A 13,289-nucleotide genomic window follows, 5' to 3' on the forward strand; every position below is an offset into this window, starting at 1 on the left:
TGCAGCCTGAGTACTGATGATGACGCCTACATCCCCTTACACGGTCTCACCGACTCAGGTGCCCGGCCTGCCCTTGCGGGCCGGACTGGGGTTGAAGACCGAGCACTTCACCCAAGTGCTTGAGACCGGCCCCGATATCGGTTTTTTTGAAGTTCACGCCGAAAACTACATGGTGGCCGGTGGCCCGTTTCATCACTACCTGGGATTGATCCGTGAGCAGTACCCGCTGTCGTTGCACGGCGTGGGCCTGTCCATCGGCGGCGAAGGTGCCCTGGATCGCGAACACCTGGCACGCTTGGCGACGTTGATCGAGCGCTATCAACCCCAGTCTTTTTCCGAACACCTGGCCTGGTCCAGCCACGGCCCGGTGTTTCTCAACGACTTGCTGCCGCTGGCTTACGACGCCACCACCCTGAGCCGAGTGTGCGCACATGTTGACCAGGTGCAGAGCACACTCAAGCGGCCGATGCTGCTGGAGAATCCCTCGACCTACCTGCAGTTCCAGCGCTCTACCCTGGATGAAACCGACTTCATCAGCGAGGTCATCCGCCGTACCGGTTGCGGCCTGCTGCTCGACGTCAACAACGTCTACGTATCCTGCATCAATCACCAGCGCGATCCATCGGCCTACATCGACGCCCTGCCCTTGCACGCAGTGGGGGAGATTCATCTGGCCGGCTTTGCCGAAGACACAGACAGCCTGGGCGACCGCCTGCTGATCGATGACCACGGCGCGCCTATCGATAACGCCGTGTGGCAACTGTACGAGCACGTGCTGGCGCGGACCGGTCCGGTAGCTACGTTGATCGAGCGGGATAACCAGGTGCCGCCCTTCAGCGTATTGCAGGCCGAAGCCCGGCAGGCTGAAAGCTATTTGTCGCAGGTGGCCCGATGAGCCTTCAACAGGCATTCGCCCACGCGCTGCTGACGCCGGACGCAACCTGCCCCGAGGAGGTGTTCAGCAGCAACGGGGCCGACCCGGCGAGTCGCTTCGCGGTGTATCGCAATAATGTCCACAGCGCGTTGATAAATGCGCTCGTTGCCGCCTATCCGGTGACGCGGCAACTGGTTGGCGATGAGTTTTTCCACGCCATGGCCAGCCTGTATGTCCAGGCTCACCCGCCCACCAGCCCTTTGATCAGCGAATACGGCAGCACGTTGGCAGCGTTTATCCAGCGCTTCGAACCGGCCTCAAGCGTGCCATACCTGGCAGATATCGCTCGGCTGGAGCGCCTGCGGGTTCGGGCTTATCACGCGGCGGATCGCCAGGCACTGGATCAGCACAGCGTGCTCCAACAACTGCAAGGCTGCGCGCAGCTGGGGCAATTGCGGGTGCGACTGCATCCATCCCTCGAAACATTGGAATCTCCCTACGCGATCGTGTCGGTTTGGGCTGCGCACCAGACCGACGGGGTTATCGCCACCTTGAACCCATGGTACGCCCAAGGCGCGCTGGTCCTGCGCCACGGGTTGGCGGTCAAGGTGTTCGCCATCGACAGCGGCTCGGTGACGTTTATCAACCGCCTCAACCAAGGCGCCGGGCTGGAGTTGGCCATCGCTGACGCCCTTGAAGCCTCAGCCGAATTCGACTTGCACCAATGTCTCACGCTGCTGATCAGCCACGACGCCATTACTCATTTGCATCTGCCACCCAAGGTATCGCCATGAACACTCCCGCTCCGTGCCTGATAAAGCGAACCGTCGCACTGTTTGAAAAAATCCCCTACAGCCTGATCGCGTTTATTGCGCGCTTCTCCATTGCCGCAGTGTTCTGGAAATCCGGGCAGACCAAGGTCGAAGGCTTTGCCATTGACGTGATCAGCGGCACATTCCAAGTCGGTGAACCCAAGCTCGCCGCCTCGACACTCTGGTTGTTTCGCAGCGAATATCAGTTGCCCCTGGTGCCGCCGGAGGTGGCCGCGTACCTGGCAACCTTTGCCGAGCACTTTTTCCCGGTATTGATCCTGCTGGGGTTTGCCACACGCTTCTCGGCCCTGGCCCTGATCGGCATGACCTTGACCATTCAGTTGTTCGTCTACCCTGACGCCTACCCCACGCACGGCACCTGGCTCGCGCTGTTGTTGCTGTTGCTCGCCAAGGGGCCAGGCCGCTTGTCCATCGACCACCTGATGGCCCGTCGCTTGCGTTAAAGCCGATCCAGCGCCTCGCCGCTGCGCCGGAACCAATCCACCAGGTAATCGACCAGCACCTGGGTGCGTCTCGGCAGGCCACCCTGGTAGGGATGAACCAGGTACATCGGCATTCGGCGTGTCTGATAGTCGCGCAGGATCCAGCGCAATCGCCCATCGGCCAACTCCGTCGGCAACACGTAGGACGGCAGGCGGGCGATACCGGCGCCCACCAGGGCGGCTTTTTTCAGCAGGTTGTAATGGTTGGAGGCAAACGTGCCGCTCACCCGCACTCGCAGTAATTCATGCTGCTGGTGATACAACCACTCCTCACGACCGCTGTAGTGACTGTTGAGCAAGCAGCTGTGCGTCGACAGGTCCGCCGGGGTCAGCGGTTCCCCATGCTGCTCCAGATACGCCGGGCTGGCGCAGGTCACCTCGTGCCAGGCCAGTAAAGGCTTGGCGACCAGGCGTTCATTTTCGATGGCAGCCGCGCGCACGCCCAAGTCAAAGCCATCGCGCGCCAAGTCTCGGTAGCTGTTGTTAAGCTCCAGCTCGATCTGCACCTGCGGATATTGCCGGGAAAACTCCAGCAACAAGCCATCGAAGAAGGTTTCGCCCAGCGACACCGGCACGGTCATACGCACAGGGCCGGCCAAATCATCCTTGAGCCGCGCCAACGCCTGCCGCGCGCGTTCTACCTGTACCACCAGCGCTTGTGCCTGGGGCAGCAACGCCGCGCCGGCCGCGGTGAGGCTGAGCTTGCGGGTGGTGCGGTGCAACAGCACCACGGCAAACTGCGCTTCCAACTGGCTGATGCGCTTGGACAACTGCCCTTTGCTGCAGCCCAGCTGTTCGGCCGCCACGGTGAAACTGCCCGCTTCGATCAGCACAGCAAAGGCTGCCAGATCATCCATTTCGCTCATGGATTGTTTCCATTTGAAAACCAAAGGTTGCCTATTAGCGCGTTTATTCGCCTGAAAAGCCACACTAGACTGGACCTTCAGTTAACCCCCTGGAGGAACAGCACGATGAAAATCCTATTGATTGGTGCCAGCGGCACCATAGGTTCAGCGGTCAAGGCAGAGTTGGCGCAACGCCACGAAGTGATCAGCATCGGCCGTACCAGCGGCGACTTCCAGGTGGACATCAGCGATAGCGCCTCGATACGCAGGCTGTTCGAGCAGACCGGCAAGTTCGACGCCCTGATCTGCGCCGCAGGCAGTGTGAACTTCGTGGCACTGGGAGAGATGAGCGACAGCGATTTCGAACTGGGCCTGCGTGACAAGCTGATGGGCCAGGTCAACCTGCTGCTGATCGGACGCGAATACGCCAATGACGGTGCCTCGTTTACGTTCACCAGCGGCATTCTCAACCGCGACCCGATCCGTACCGGTGCCTCGGCCGCGCTGGTCAACGGCGCACTGGATGCCTTTGTCAAAGCCGCGGCGATCGAGTTGCCACGGGGCTTGCGTGTCAATTCGGTGAGCCCGACAGTGCTGTTGGAAGCCATGGGCAGCTACGCTCCATACTTTCGTGGGTACAAACCGGTGCCTGGTGCAGATGTGGCGTTGGCCTACGCGAAGAGTGTCGAGGGCTTGCAGACAGGGCAGACCTTTATCGTGGGCTGACCTGCCAAAGAAGGTTCTCGGTACCTGCCACCTTTAGTGCAGGTACCGAGTTGCCCATTCCGCAGCCAAGTCTTTGGGCACGGCTACTCTTAAGCTGCCCCCCATAATCCCTTGAACGTGGCTGGTGTATAAACGGCGACCATCGATATAAAGCGTCATCTGCTTTCCGTAGGTCAGCGTGGTAATGGCTGTGGTACGCGCCTTGGCCTCTTCGCTTAACGTAATGCTGGCCGATACGGTATCCGCATTCAGATTGTGGATACTCTTGAGTTCAAGCGAGATCTCGGTGAAGTCATTAGCCGACCAATACTCCAACCTCGCGGCGTCCTCAGCAAACACCGAAACGCTGACAAACAGCAGTCCATATGCGCTCCATTTATTTGTCATCGCAACGCTCCCAGGCAAAGTCATCAACCCTTGCATACCGCCCCCCGTCCTTGCATCAGTAAAGGCTTAAAGGCTGACGTATGCCGCAGGTATTGGTTTCGAGCTGTTTACAGACTTGTGGTGCGACGCGAGGCTGCGTAACGTGGCGGCACTTGTTTTGGAGACCCGATCAATGCGCGCCGCCCGTACTCTTGCACTGCTTGCCCTGCTGCCCCTGTTCACCGCTTGCCAGATGTTCGAGAGCGAGCCGGCCAAACCGTCTACTGCCGGGCTGACCCGTATGCAGGGTGAGTTGACCGCTGTGGAGGGCAAATTGTTGTTCCAACCGTGCGGCGACAAACGCAACTATGTGGTCAACGACACCGGCGGCACCAGCATCCTGCAGGAAGCCGCGTCCCTGGCCGGCCAGCAAGGCGCGTTGTTTGCCGACCTGCGCGGCAAGTTTTCCGGGGTTGCCAGCGGCACCCAGGGTTCGCTCGACCTGCAACAACTCTATCGCGTAGAGCGCTCGACCTCAGCCTGCGACGATCCGGACTTCAAGCGCATGATCCTGCGCGCCAACGGCCATAAGCCGGCCTGGGCAATGAATGTCACAGCCAAGGGCATGGTGCTGGAACGCGAAGGCCAGCCACCGCTGGCGGTGCCCTACGTCGAAGAACAACTGGGCGATGGGCGCTTCAACCTGATGACCGAAGCCAATAACCAGCACATCGAACTGTGGGTGGCGCCCCAGCGCTGCGTCGACAGCGTGAGCGGCAGCCTGCAACACATGAGCGCCGAGCTGCGGGTGAACGGCCAGGTGCAGCGTGGCTGCGCGGCGTTTGGCGGCTCCCGGGACGACTGATTGTGCCTTGGGCTGTTTTAACCTGACGGAAAACCACCTTTGGGGCTTATAATCGCCGGTTTGCAAAACAGCCGGCCTCCTTGCCCGCCGCCTACCGGATCCTGTCATGTTACGAATCACCGAACTCAAGCTGCCCATCGACCATCCCGAAGAAGACCTGCGGCCTGCCATCGTGCAGCGCCTGGGCATCGCCAGTGATGACCTGCTCGATTTCACCCTGTTCAAACGCAGCTACGACGCCCGTAAAAAGTCGTCGGAGCTGTGCTTCATCTACACCGTCGACCTGAACGTCAAGGGCGAACCCGCCCTGCTGCTCAAGTTTGCCGATGACCGCAACGTCAACCCCGCGCCGGATGTCAGCTACAAGGTCGTGGGCCAGGCGCCGGCAGGCTTGGTTGAACGGCCGATCGTGGTGGGTTTTGGCCCCTGCGGGATCTTCGCCGGGCTGCTGCTGGCGCAGATGGGCTTCAAGCCGATCATCCTCGAACGCGGCAAGGAAGTGCGCCAACGCACCAAGGACACCTGGGGCCTGTGGCGTAAAAGCGTGCTCAACCCCGAGTCCAACGTGCAGTTCGGTGAAGGCGGTGCCGGGACCTTCTCCGACGGCAAGCTGTACAGCCAGATCAAGGACCCGAAATTCCACGGCCGCAAAGTGCTGCACGAGTTCGTCAAGGCCGGTGCACCGCAAGAGATCCTCTATGTCAGCAAGCCGCATATCGGCACTTTCCGCCTGACCGGCGTGGTAGAGAACATGCGCGAGCAAATCATCGCCCTGGGCGGTGAAGTGCGCTTTGAACAACGGGTCACTGATGTGTTGATCGAAGACGGGCAGTTGAACGGCGTGGTCATCGACGGCGGCGAGCAGATCCTTTCCAGGCACGTGATTCTTGCCCTGGGCCACAGCGCCCGTGACACCTTCCGTATGCTCCATGAGCGCGGCGTGTACATGGAGGCCAAGCCGTTCTCGGTGGGCTTCCGTATCGAACACCCGCAGTCGCTGATCGACGCCGCACGCCTGGGCAAATACGCAGGCCATCCGAAACTGGGCGCAGCGGACTACAAGCTGGTGCACCACGCCAAGAATGGTCGCTCGGTCTACAGTTTCTGCATGTGCCCTGGCGGTACCGTGGTGGCTGCGACCTCAGAACCGAACCGCGTCGTGACAAACGGCATGAGTCAGTATTCGCGTAATGAACGCAACGCCAACTCCGGCATCGTGGTCGGCATCACCCCCGAGGTGGATTACCCGGGCGGCCCGCTGGCCGGTATCGAATTGCAGGAGCGCCTGGAGTCCCACGCCTATATCCTCGGCGGCAGCAACTACGAGGCACCGGCGCAACTGGTGGGGGACTTTATCGCCGGCAAACCGTCCACTGCCATCGGCAGTGTGGAGCCGTCCTACAAGCCCGGCGTGTCAATGGGCGACCTGGCCCTGGCCTTGCCGGACTTCGCCATCGAAGCCATCCGCGAAGCCTTGCCGGCGTTCGAGAAGCAGATCAAAGGTTATTCGCTGCACGATGCGGTGTTGACGGGGATCGAGACCCGCACATCATCACCGCTGCGCATAACCCGCGATGAGTCGATGCAGAGCCTGAATGTAAAAGGCCTGTTCCCAGCCGGGGAAGGCGCCGGTTATGCCGGCGGGATTCTGTCGGCGGGTGTTGACGGGATTCGGATTGCCGAGGCGTTGGCGCGGGATATGCTCGGCATCGAGGCCTGAGCACAGCGCAATACAAAGTGGGAGGGGGCTTGCTCCCGATAGCAGTGGTTCAGTCACAGTATTTTTGACTGACACACCGCAATCGGGAGCAAGCCCCCTCCCACATTTTGATTTGCGCCGGGTCAGATATTGGCGCGCAGGATCGTTTCGGGCAGCGACTCGCCCTGCTCGACACTCGCAGCCACCGCCGCGATCAAGCTCTCCAACTCATACCCCTGCCCCGCCAACCACGCCTGATCGTAATAGGTCGTGGCATAACGCTCGCCGCCATCACACAAGATCGCTACGATCGAGCCCGATTCTCCCGCCGCTTTCATCTGGTGCGCTGCTACCAACGCGCCGATCAGGTTGGTCCCGCTGGAACCGCCGACCCGTCGTCCCAAACGCCCAGCCAGGTAATGCATCGCCGCCAATGACAAGGCGTCTGGCACCTTGACCATCGCATCAATCACCGCCAGCAGAAACGACGCCTCGACACGCGGGCGACCAATCCCTTCGATTCGCGAACCACACTCCAGGCGCAGGCTGGCGTCGCCGCTCTGGTAGAAGTCGAAAAACACCGAGCGCTCGGCATCGGCACACAGCACGCGGGTGCAATGCTGGCGATAACGTACGTAGCGGCCCAGTGTCGCGGTGGTGCCGCCAGTGCCGGGGCTGGAAATCAACCAACTGGGCTCCGGGTGCTGCTCGAAGCGCATCTGCTGGAAGATCGATTCGGCAATGTTGTTGTTTGCGCGCCAGTCGGTAGCACGCTCGGCGTAGGTGAACTGGTCCATGAAGTGACCACCACTTTCCTGGGCCAGGCGTTCGGATTCGGCGTAGATCTGCGTCGGGTCCTGAACCAGATGGCTCTTGCCACCGTAGAAGGCGATCTGGGCGATCTTTTCCTGGGAGGTGGTGGCCGGCATGACGGCAATGAACGGCAACCCCAACAGGCGAGCGAAGTAGGCTTCAGAGATGGCTGTGGAGCCGCTGGACGCTTCGATCACCGGGGCGCCCGGCTTGAGCCAGCCATTGCACAGCGCGTACAAAAACAGCGAGCGAGCCAGCCGGTGTTTCAGGCTGCCTGTGGGGTGGCTGGACTCGTCCTTGAAGTACAACTCGATGCCGGGCAACCCTGGTAACGGCAACGGGATCAGGTGGGTGTCGGCGCTCCGCTGGAAGTCCGCTTCAATGATGCGAATGGCTTCGCGGGCCCAGGTACGGTGGTCGCTCATGGTGGATTCTCTAAGGTTTTCAGCCTGAATCTTAAGATGTTTCGTACACCTCACACAGATACAGTACCGACTCAATTTGACACACAACTGCTAGTCTTTTACGCATCTACAACACGACTCATCTCTTATAACAAATAAGAATATAACTTTTGTTTTAACAACTAACTGTACGGGTTAGGGTACCCACCTATTGAACCTCAAATGGAGAGCATCCCTTGCCTCTGCGTAGCACTTTTACTCGTTTCTTCCAGCTGGAAGCCGCCAGTGGTCTGTTGTTGATCGCCGCTGCCGCTTTGGCGCTGATCATCAACAACTCACCGTTGTCGCACCTGTACAACGCGTTTCTCGATACACCTGTGGTTGCCCAGGTCGGCGCGTTGAAAATCGCCAAGCCGGCACTGCTGTGGATCAACGACGGCCTGATGGCTCTGTTTTTCCTGTTGATCGGCCTGGAGGTCAAACGCGAACTGCTCGATGGTCACCTCTCCAAGCCTTCCCAGGTTGTGCTGCCCGGCGCAGCGGCCATCGGCGGCATGGTGGTGCCGGCGCTGATCTACTGGGCGCTGAACAAGGACAACCCGGCCGCCCTCGCCGGCTGGGCGATCCCGATGGCCACGGATATCGCGTTCGCTCTGGGCGTGCTGGCACTGCTGGGCAAGCGCGTACCGGTGTCGCTGAAGTTGTTCCTGATGACCCTGGCAATCATTGATGACCTCGGCGCCATCATCGTCATCGCGCTGTTCTACTCCGCTGACTTGTCCGGCGCGTCCCTGGCGGGCGCGGGGGCTTGCTTGATTGCCTTGATTGCGATGAATCGCCTGGGCGTGATCAAGCTTGGGCCTTACCTGATCATCGGCCTGATCCTGTGGGTGTGCGTACTCAAGAGCGGTGTGCATGCCACACTGGCCGGTGTGACCCTGGCATTCTGCATTCCACTGCGCACCCGGAATGCCGAAACCTCACCGCTGCTGACCCTGGAGCACGCCCTGCACCCGTGGGTGGCCTACGCCATCCTGCCGTTGTTCGCGTTCGCCAATGCCGGGGTTTCCCTCACCGGCGTGAGCCTGGAGAGCTTCACCCATTCCGTGCCCATGGGCATCGCCGCCGGCCTGTTGATCGGCAAGACCATCGGTGTGTTCGGCCTCACTTGGCTGGCGATCAAGACGGGTATCGCGTCCCTGCCCAGCGGCGCCAACTGGGGTCAGGTTCTTGGCGTGGCTGTTCTGTGCGGTATCGGCTTCACCATGAGCCTGTTTGTCGGCTCCTTGGCGTTTGTGCCGGGTGCCAGCGAGTTTGCCGGTGAAGACCGCATGGGGATTCTGACCGGATCGATCCTGGCAGCCTTTATCGGGTATGCGGTGACGGCGATGGCGAGTCGCAAAAAAGCCTGAGCCCCTGGGAAAGCAGCATAAAAAAACCCCAACCGGTCACCCGGTTGGGGTTTTCTTTGCCCGATTACTTACCGCTTAGCGAGTAACGCGGCTGGTACCGTCAACGGTCATGATGCGTACGCGGTCACCGATGCGGAAGATTTCATTTTCCTGCACGGCTTGTACGTAGGCGCGCATGCTGCCGTCGTCTTCGCGCACGGTGATTTCCACGCCCTGGGTGCGGGTCAGGCCTTCTTCGGTGGCCGAGCCCAGCAGGCCGCCCGCGACCGCGCCGATTACAGCGGTGACGATGCTGCCACGGCCGCCACCGATGGCGCTGCCGCCAACACCACCGATGACTGCGCCAGCAGCGCCGCCGATTGGGGTCTTGGTGCCTTCGATTTTCACCGGACGCAGGGATTCGATGGTACCCATGCGCACGGTCTGAACGCGACGCGCCTCATCACGGGAGTACGAGTCGCCGGTCAGACTCGAGGCGCAGCCACCCAACAGCAATGACAGGGTGGTAAAGCAGGCAACTAGTAAAACGGACTTACGCATAGCATCAACTCCAAAGGACAGGTATTCATTAAACGCTGTGGCTTGGCGCCTGTCACGGCAAGCCGGGCAGAAAATTGCTTTCATTCAGCCTGAGTACAGACTGCCAGCACCAGAAAACACGACGAACGGTAGCCTGGCTGGGGGGCGCAACGGTGCCATCAGCTGCTTGATCATTGTAGCCGCACAATCAAAAGCGCCGAAGTCTCCTGAATAGAGACGTCGGCGCAATGGGCATGATTCAGGCGCAATGACGAAAGGTGACGCTCAGGGCGCCAGACGCTCGCGGATCCATTGAGCGTCTTGTACACGATAGTTGAGACGATCATGCAGGCGGCTGGCGCGGCCCTGCCAGAACTCGATGCGCTCGGGCAGCAAACGGTACCCACCCCAATGCTCGGGGCAATCGGGCTGGGTATCGCTGAAACGCTGTTCGGTGGCCTTGAGCAGATCGTGCAGCTCTTCACGGTCACGAATGACCCTGCTCTGCGGGGATGCCCAGGCGCCGAGGCGGCTGCCCAACGGGCGCACCTGGTAATAGGCATCCGACTCTTCAGGGGTGACCTTGACCACGCGCCCTTCAATACGCACCTGGCGTTCCAGGGTCGGCCAGAAGAACGTCATGGCCGCAAACGGCCGCGCCGCAAGTTGCTCACCCTTGGCGCTCTGGTAGTTGGTGAAGAAGGTAAAGCCCTGTGCATCCAGGCCCTTGAGCAACAGGATGCGACAGTGCGGGCGACCGTCCTGGTCGACCGTCGCCAGGGTCATGGCATTGGCCTCCACCGGCGGCTGTTCGGTTTTCACCGCGTCGCCAAACCATTGGTGGAACAACGCAAACGGCTCGCCGGGGGCCTGGGCCTCGCTCAAACCGTCCCGTGTGTAGTCACGGCGCATATCAGCCAGTGCCTGGGTCATGCGGCTTTATCCTTATGGTTCAACGGCTCAGTTTTTCGCCTGGTCGTTCGAAGCGGGTGCAGCAGCCTTGGCTTTGGTTGCAGCCGGCTTCTTCGCAGCAGGTTTGGCCGCGGCCTTTTTAGCCGCTGGCTTGGCGGCCGCTTTCTTGGCCGGAGCCTTCTTGGCTGGTGCTTTTGCCGCTGGTGCCGGGGCTGGAGCATTCTGCACGGCAACCATTTCAGCAACCGGTGGCGTCTTGCCCGAATTGTACTGGCTCAGCAGTGCAAGCATCGTTGTACGCTGAGTGAACATGATTTCCATGCGACGATTCAGCGCACGCCCCTGGTTGCTGTCGTTGGCGGCACGCGGCATAAGATCGCCCATGCCACGCAGCATCAAGCGGTCCTGCTTCAAACCACTGAGGCTGAAGATCGAAGCAATCGACTGCGCACGCTCCTTGCTCAACGCCTGGCTCGCAGGAGCGCTGCCGGTGGCATCGACGTGGCCCAGAACCAGTACGGCGGTCTTGGGATCAGCCTCAACGGCCTTGGCCACACGAGTGAACGGGCCCAAAGTCACCGGCAGCAGCATCGCCGGACGCTTCGGGTTGTAGGAACCGTCTACCGGGGCAATCACGACCAGCACGTTGTCGCGACGCTCCAGTTGCAGCGAACTGCCCTTGATGGCCTCGCGCAGGCGTGGCTCGTAGTCGTCCAGCCAGGCTTGGGTGATTTTCGGGTCAGGCATTGGCACATTGGTCACGTCGACCTTGGCCAACGGCTTTGGCTTGCTTTCGAACGGCCACCACCAGCGGGGTTCGGCGTCGGTCTTGGCGACGACAGGTGCCGCGTCCGAAGTCGGGGTTGCGGCCTTCAGGTCGGCTTTCAGGTCGGCCTTGGCATCGGCGGCTTTTTCTTCGGCACTCTTGGTGGAGAACGGCCACCAGCTGTAGCCGGTATCAGCCTTGGCGGGCGAAGCAGGTGCAGCAGCAGCGGCGACAGGTTCAACAGGCTTGGCGCCGGCAGCTGGTTTGGCATCCGGCTTGGCGTCGGTTTGGGTCACTGCGTCCTTGGTCGCAGCCTTGTCCGATCCAAATGACCACCAATGCCCACCTTCGGCATCATTTTGTGGAGTTTGTGCGCAACCTGTAATAGTGAGGCACAGCGCCAGTGCCAAGGACTTGTTCGATAACATGAGATATCCACAAAATGAGAAAAAACCAGGGGGCCTGATGACCCGTTAAACAGACGCTTAAAGAACATTCAAGTTACAACATGTCGTTCAGCATCTTTTTATACTTGCCTTTGTAACAAAAAATTGTGAAACAGCAAGGGGTTTATAGACAACCGGCCAATATTCCGACCAACTTCTGCGCACGCGGGTCCATAAGTACGTAAGGGCCCAGGGTATTAGTCACAAAACCGAACGCTACATCATGTTCAGGGTCGGCAAAACCCACTGAGCCCCCTGCGCCGGGATGCCCGAAAGCACGTGGCCCGAGGCCGAACGTGGCATTGGGCAGCTGCGGTTGATCCAACATGCAGCCCAGGCCGAAACGGGTTTGGGTCAATAAGGTTTTATCCGGCCCAATACTGTGTTCACGGGTCAATTGTTCGAGCATGTCGCTTTCCAGCAAACTACCGTCCAACAAACCGCTATAAAACCCGGCCAGGCTGCGCGCATTACCGTGACCATTTGCCGCGGGCTGCTGCATGCGTCGCCATTCGGGCTTATTAGTACTGGTCAGAATAGATGGTGGATTGGCAAATGCCCGTGTGGTCATCGCCGCCGGTTCGCGCATCATTACTTGAAGTAACCGTTGCGCGGCTTCATCCCCCATATTGCCCTTGCTGCGCGCTATATGGGCCACCCGATAAAACTCTGCATCCGCCAGGCCAACGTGGAAGTCCAGCCCCAGCGGCCGTGCGACCCGTGCCACGATCGACTCACCCGGCCCGCGCCCATCGGCGCGGCGCAACAGTTCGCCGACCAGCCAGCCGTAGGTAATCGCCTCGTAGCCATGACCCTCGCCTGGTGTCCACCACGGCGCCTCGGCCGCCAGGGTGTCGACCATCAGTTGCCAGTCATACAGGGCTTCGGTAGGCAGCATTTCGCGGATGGCCGGCAGCCCGGCCTGGTGGCAGAGCAACTGGCGCAGTGTGATCGCCTCCTTGCCCGCCGCCGCGAATTCCGGCCAGTAGTCAGCCACCGGTGCATCAAGCTTGAGCTTGCCTTCGGCCACCAGTTGCAAGGCAGTGACAGCCGTGAAGGTCTTGGTGCAGGAGAACAGGTTGACGATGGTATCGCTGTGCCAGGCTTCGGCTCCGTCCTTGTCGGCAGTACCGGCCCACAGATCGACGACGGTTTGCCCGCCTACCTGGATGCACAGCCCGGCACCACGCTCCTGGGGATCATCGAACAATGCGGCAAAGGCTTCGCGTACCGCTTCGAACTGCAGCTCGTAATGACCCTGAATCTGCACCTGATTCCCCTCGCAAAGCACCATGAAAAGTGGCCGCCATTCTTTCAGCCATTGTGG

General features: G+C 60.4%; 14 protein-coding genes. 7 read left to right on the plus strand and 7 right to left on the minus strand.

The annotated features are described in order from the left end of the window. Nucleotides 1–16: 16 nt before the first annotated feature. From E4P01_RS16755 to E4P01_RS16765, 3 genes are read left to right on the plus strand one after another with little or no spacing between them, the layout of a single operon-like run. Nucleotides 17–895, plus strand: coding sequence for a DUF692 domain-containing protein (locus E4P01_RS16755; protein ID WP_148852407.1), 879 nt, complete (start codon nucleotides 17–19; stop codon nucleotides 893–895). Next, nucleotides 892–1,668, plus strand: a complete 777-nt coding sequence (locus E4P01_RS16760; RefSeq protein WP_103733466.1) for a DNA-binding domain-containing protein — start codon at nucleotides 892–894, stop codon at nucleotides 1,666–1,668. The genes E4P01_RS16755 and E4P01_RS16760 overlap by 4 nt, the downstream gene beginning before the upstream one ends. Next, the gene (locus tag E4P01_RS16765; protein WP_103733465.1) at nucleotides 1,665–2,150 is read left to right on the plus strand and encodes a DoxX family protein; all 486 of its coding nucleotides are present in this window, start codon (nucleotides 1,665–1,667) and stop codon (nucleotides 2,148–2,150) included. The genes E4P01_RS16760 and E4P01_RS16765 overlap by 4 nt, the downstream gene beginning before the upstream one ends. On the opposite strand, the gene E4P01_RS16770 is transcribed toward E4P01_RS16765, so the two are convergent. Beyond that, nucleotides 2,147–3,055 (minus strand): LysR family transcriptional regulator, encoded by a 909-nt coding sequence (locus E4P01_RS16770; protein WP_148852408.1) that lies wholly within the window; start codon nucleotides 3,053–3,055, stop codon nucleotides 2,147–2,149. The genes E4P01_RS16765 and E4P01_RS16770 overlap by 4 nt on opposite strands. Before the next feature lie 105 nt (nucleotides 3,056–3,160). Here E4P01_RS16770 and E4P01_RS16775 point away from each other — a divergent pair, with 105 nt between their 5' ends. Next, nucleotides 3,161–3,760 (plus strand): short chain dehydrogenase, encoded by a 600-nt coding sequence (locus E4P01_RS16775; protein ID WP_122735386.1) that lies wholly within the window; start codon nucleotides 3,161–3,163, stop codon nucleotides 3,758–3,760. A gap of 33 nt (nucleotides 3,761–3,793) precedes the next feature. Here the strand turns inward: E4P01_RS16775 and E4P01_RS16780 are convergent, their stop codons facing one another. Further along, nucleotides 3,794–4,183, minus strand: coding sequence for a hypothetical protein (locus E4P01_RS16780; protein ID WP_216090847.1), 390 nt, complete (start codon nucleotides 4,181–4,183; stop codon nucleotides 3,794–3,796). Between the two features lie 136 nt (nucleotides 4,184–4,319). Here E4P01_RS16780 and E4P01_RS16785 point away from each other — a divergent pair, with 136 nt between their 5' ends. Together E4P01_RS16785 and E4P01_RS16790 are read left to right on the plus strand one after the other, a co-directional pair. Further along, nucleotides 4,320–4,991 (plus strand): hypothetical protein, encoded by a 672-nt coding sequence (locus E4P01_RS16785; protein ID WP_005785817.1) that lies wholly within the window; start codon nucleotides 4,320–4,322, stop codon nucleotides 4,989–4,991. Nucleotides 4,992–5,097: 106 nt separating this feature from the next. After that, nucleotides 5,098–6,711, plus strand: coding sequence for an NAD(P)/FAD-dependent oxidoreductase (locus tag E4P01_RS16790; RefSeq protein ID WP_216090846.1), 1,614 nt, complete (start codon nucleotides 5,098–5,100; stop codon nucleotides 6,709–6,711). A gap of 122 nt (nucleotides 6,712–6,833) precedes the next feature. Here E4P01_RS16790 and E4P01_RS16795 read toward each other — a convergent pair whose 3' ends face one another. After that, nucleotides 6,834–7,928: a PLP-dependent cysteine synthase family protein gene (locus E4P01_RS16795; protein ID WP_216090845.1), complete on the minus strand. Its 1,095-nt coding sequence runs from the start codon at nucleotides 7,926–7,928 to the stop codon at nucleotides 6,834–6,836. A gap of 215 nt (nucleotides 7,929–8,143) precedes the next feature. Between E4P01_RS16795 and nhaA the strand changes: the two genes are divergently transcribed. After that, nucleotides 8,144–9,319: a Na+/H+ antiporter NhaA gene (gene nhaA, locus E4P01_RS16800; RefSeq protein WP_005785813.1), complete on the plus strand. Its 1,176-nt coding sequence runs from the start codon at nucleotides 8,144–8,146 to the stop codon at nucleotides 9,317–9,319. A gap of 75 nt (nucleotides 9,320–9,394) precedes the next feature. Here the strand turns inward: nhaA and E4P01_RS16805 are convergent, their stop codons facing one another. From E4P01_RS16805 to E4P01_RS16820, 4 genes are all read right to left on the minus strand, one after another. Then, a complete protein-coding gene (locus tag E4P01_RS16805; protein ID WP_003189251.1) occupies nucleotides 9,395–9,859 on the minus strand; it encodes a glycine zipper 2TM domain-containing protein in 465 nt (154 codons plus the stop codon). A 264-nt stretch (nucleotides 9,860–10,123) separates the two neighbouring features. Further along, on the minus strand, nucleotides 10,124–10,771 hold the full coding sequence (gene pdxH, locus E4P01_RS16810; protein WP_032877344.1) for a pyridoxamine 5'-phosphate oxidase: 648 nt from the start codon (nucleotides 10,769–10,771) through the stop codon (nucleotides 10,124–10,126). Between the two features lie 27 nt (nucleotides 10,772–10,798). Beyond that, nucleotides 10,799–11,944, minus strand: coding sequence for an OmpA family protein (locus E4P01_RS16815; protein ID WP_005785808.1), 1,146 nt, complete (start codon nucleotides 11,942–11,944; stop codon nucleotides 10,799–10,801). Between the two features lie 142 nt (nucleotides 11,945–12,086). Further along, nucleotides 12,087–13,232, minus strand: coding sequence for an EstA family serine hydrolase (locus E4P01_RS16820; RefSeq protein ID WP_032881067.1), 1,146 nt, complete (start codon nucleotides 13,230–13,232; stop codon nucleotides 12,087–12,089). Nucleotides 13,233–13,289: the final 57 nt, after the last annotated feature.

This window comes from Pseudomonas sp. NCIMB 10586, from assembly GCF_023127895.1.
In the GTDB taxonomy this organism is placed as follows: domain Bacteria; phylum Pseudomonadota; class Gammaproteobacteria; order Pseudomonadales; family Pseudomonadaceae; genus Aquipseudomonas; species Aquipseudomonas synxantha_A.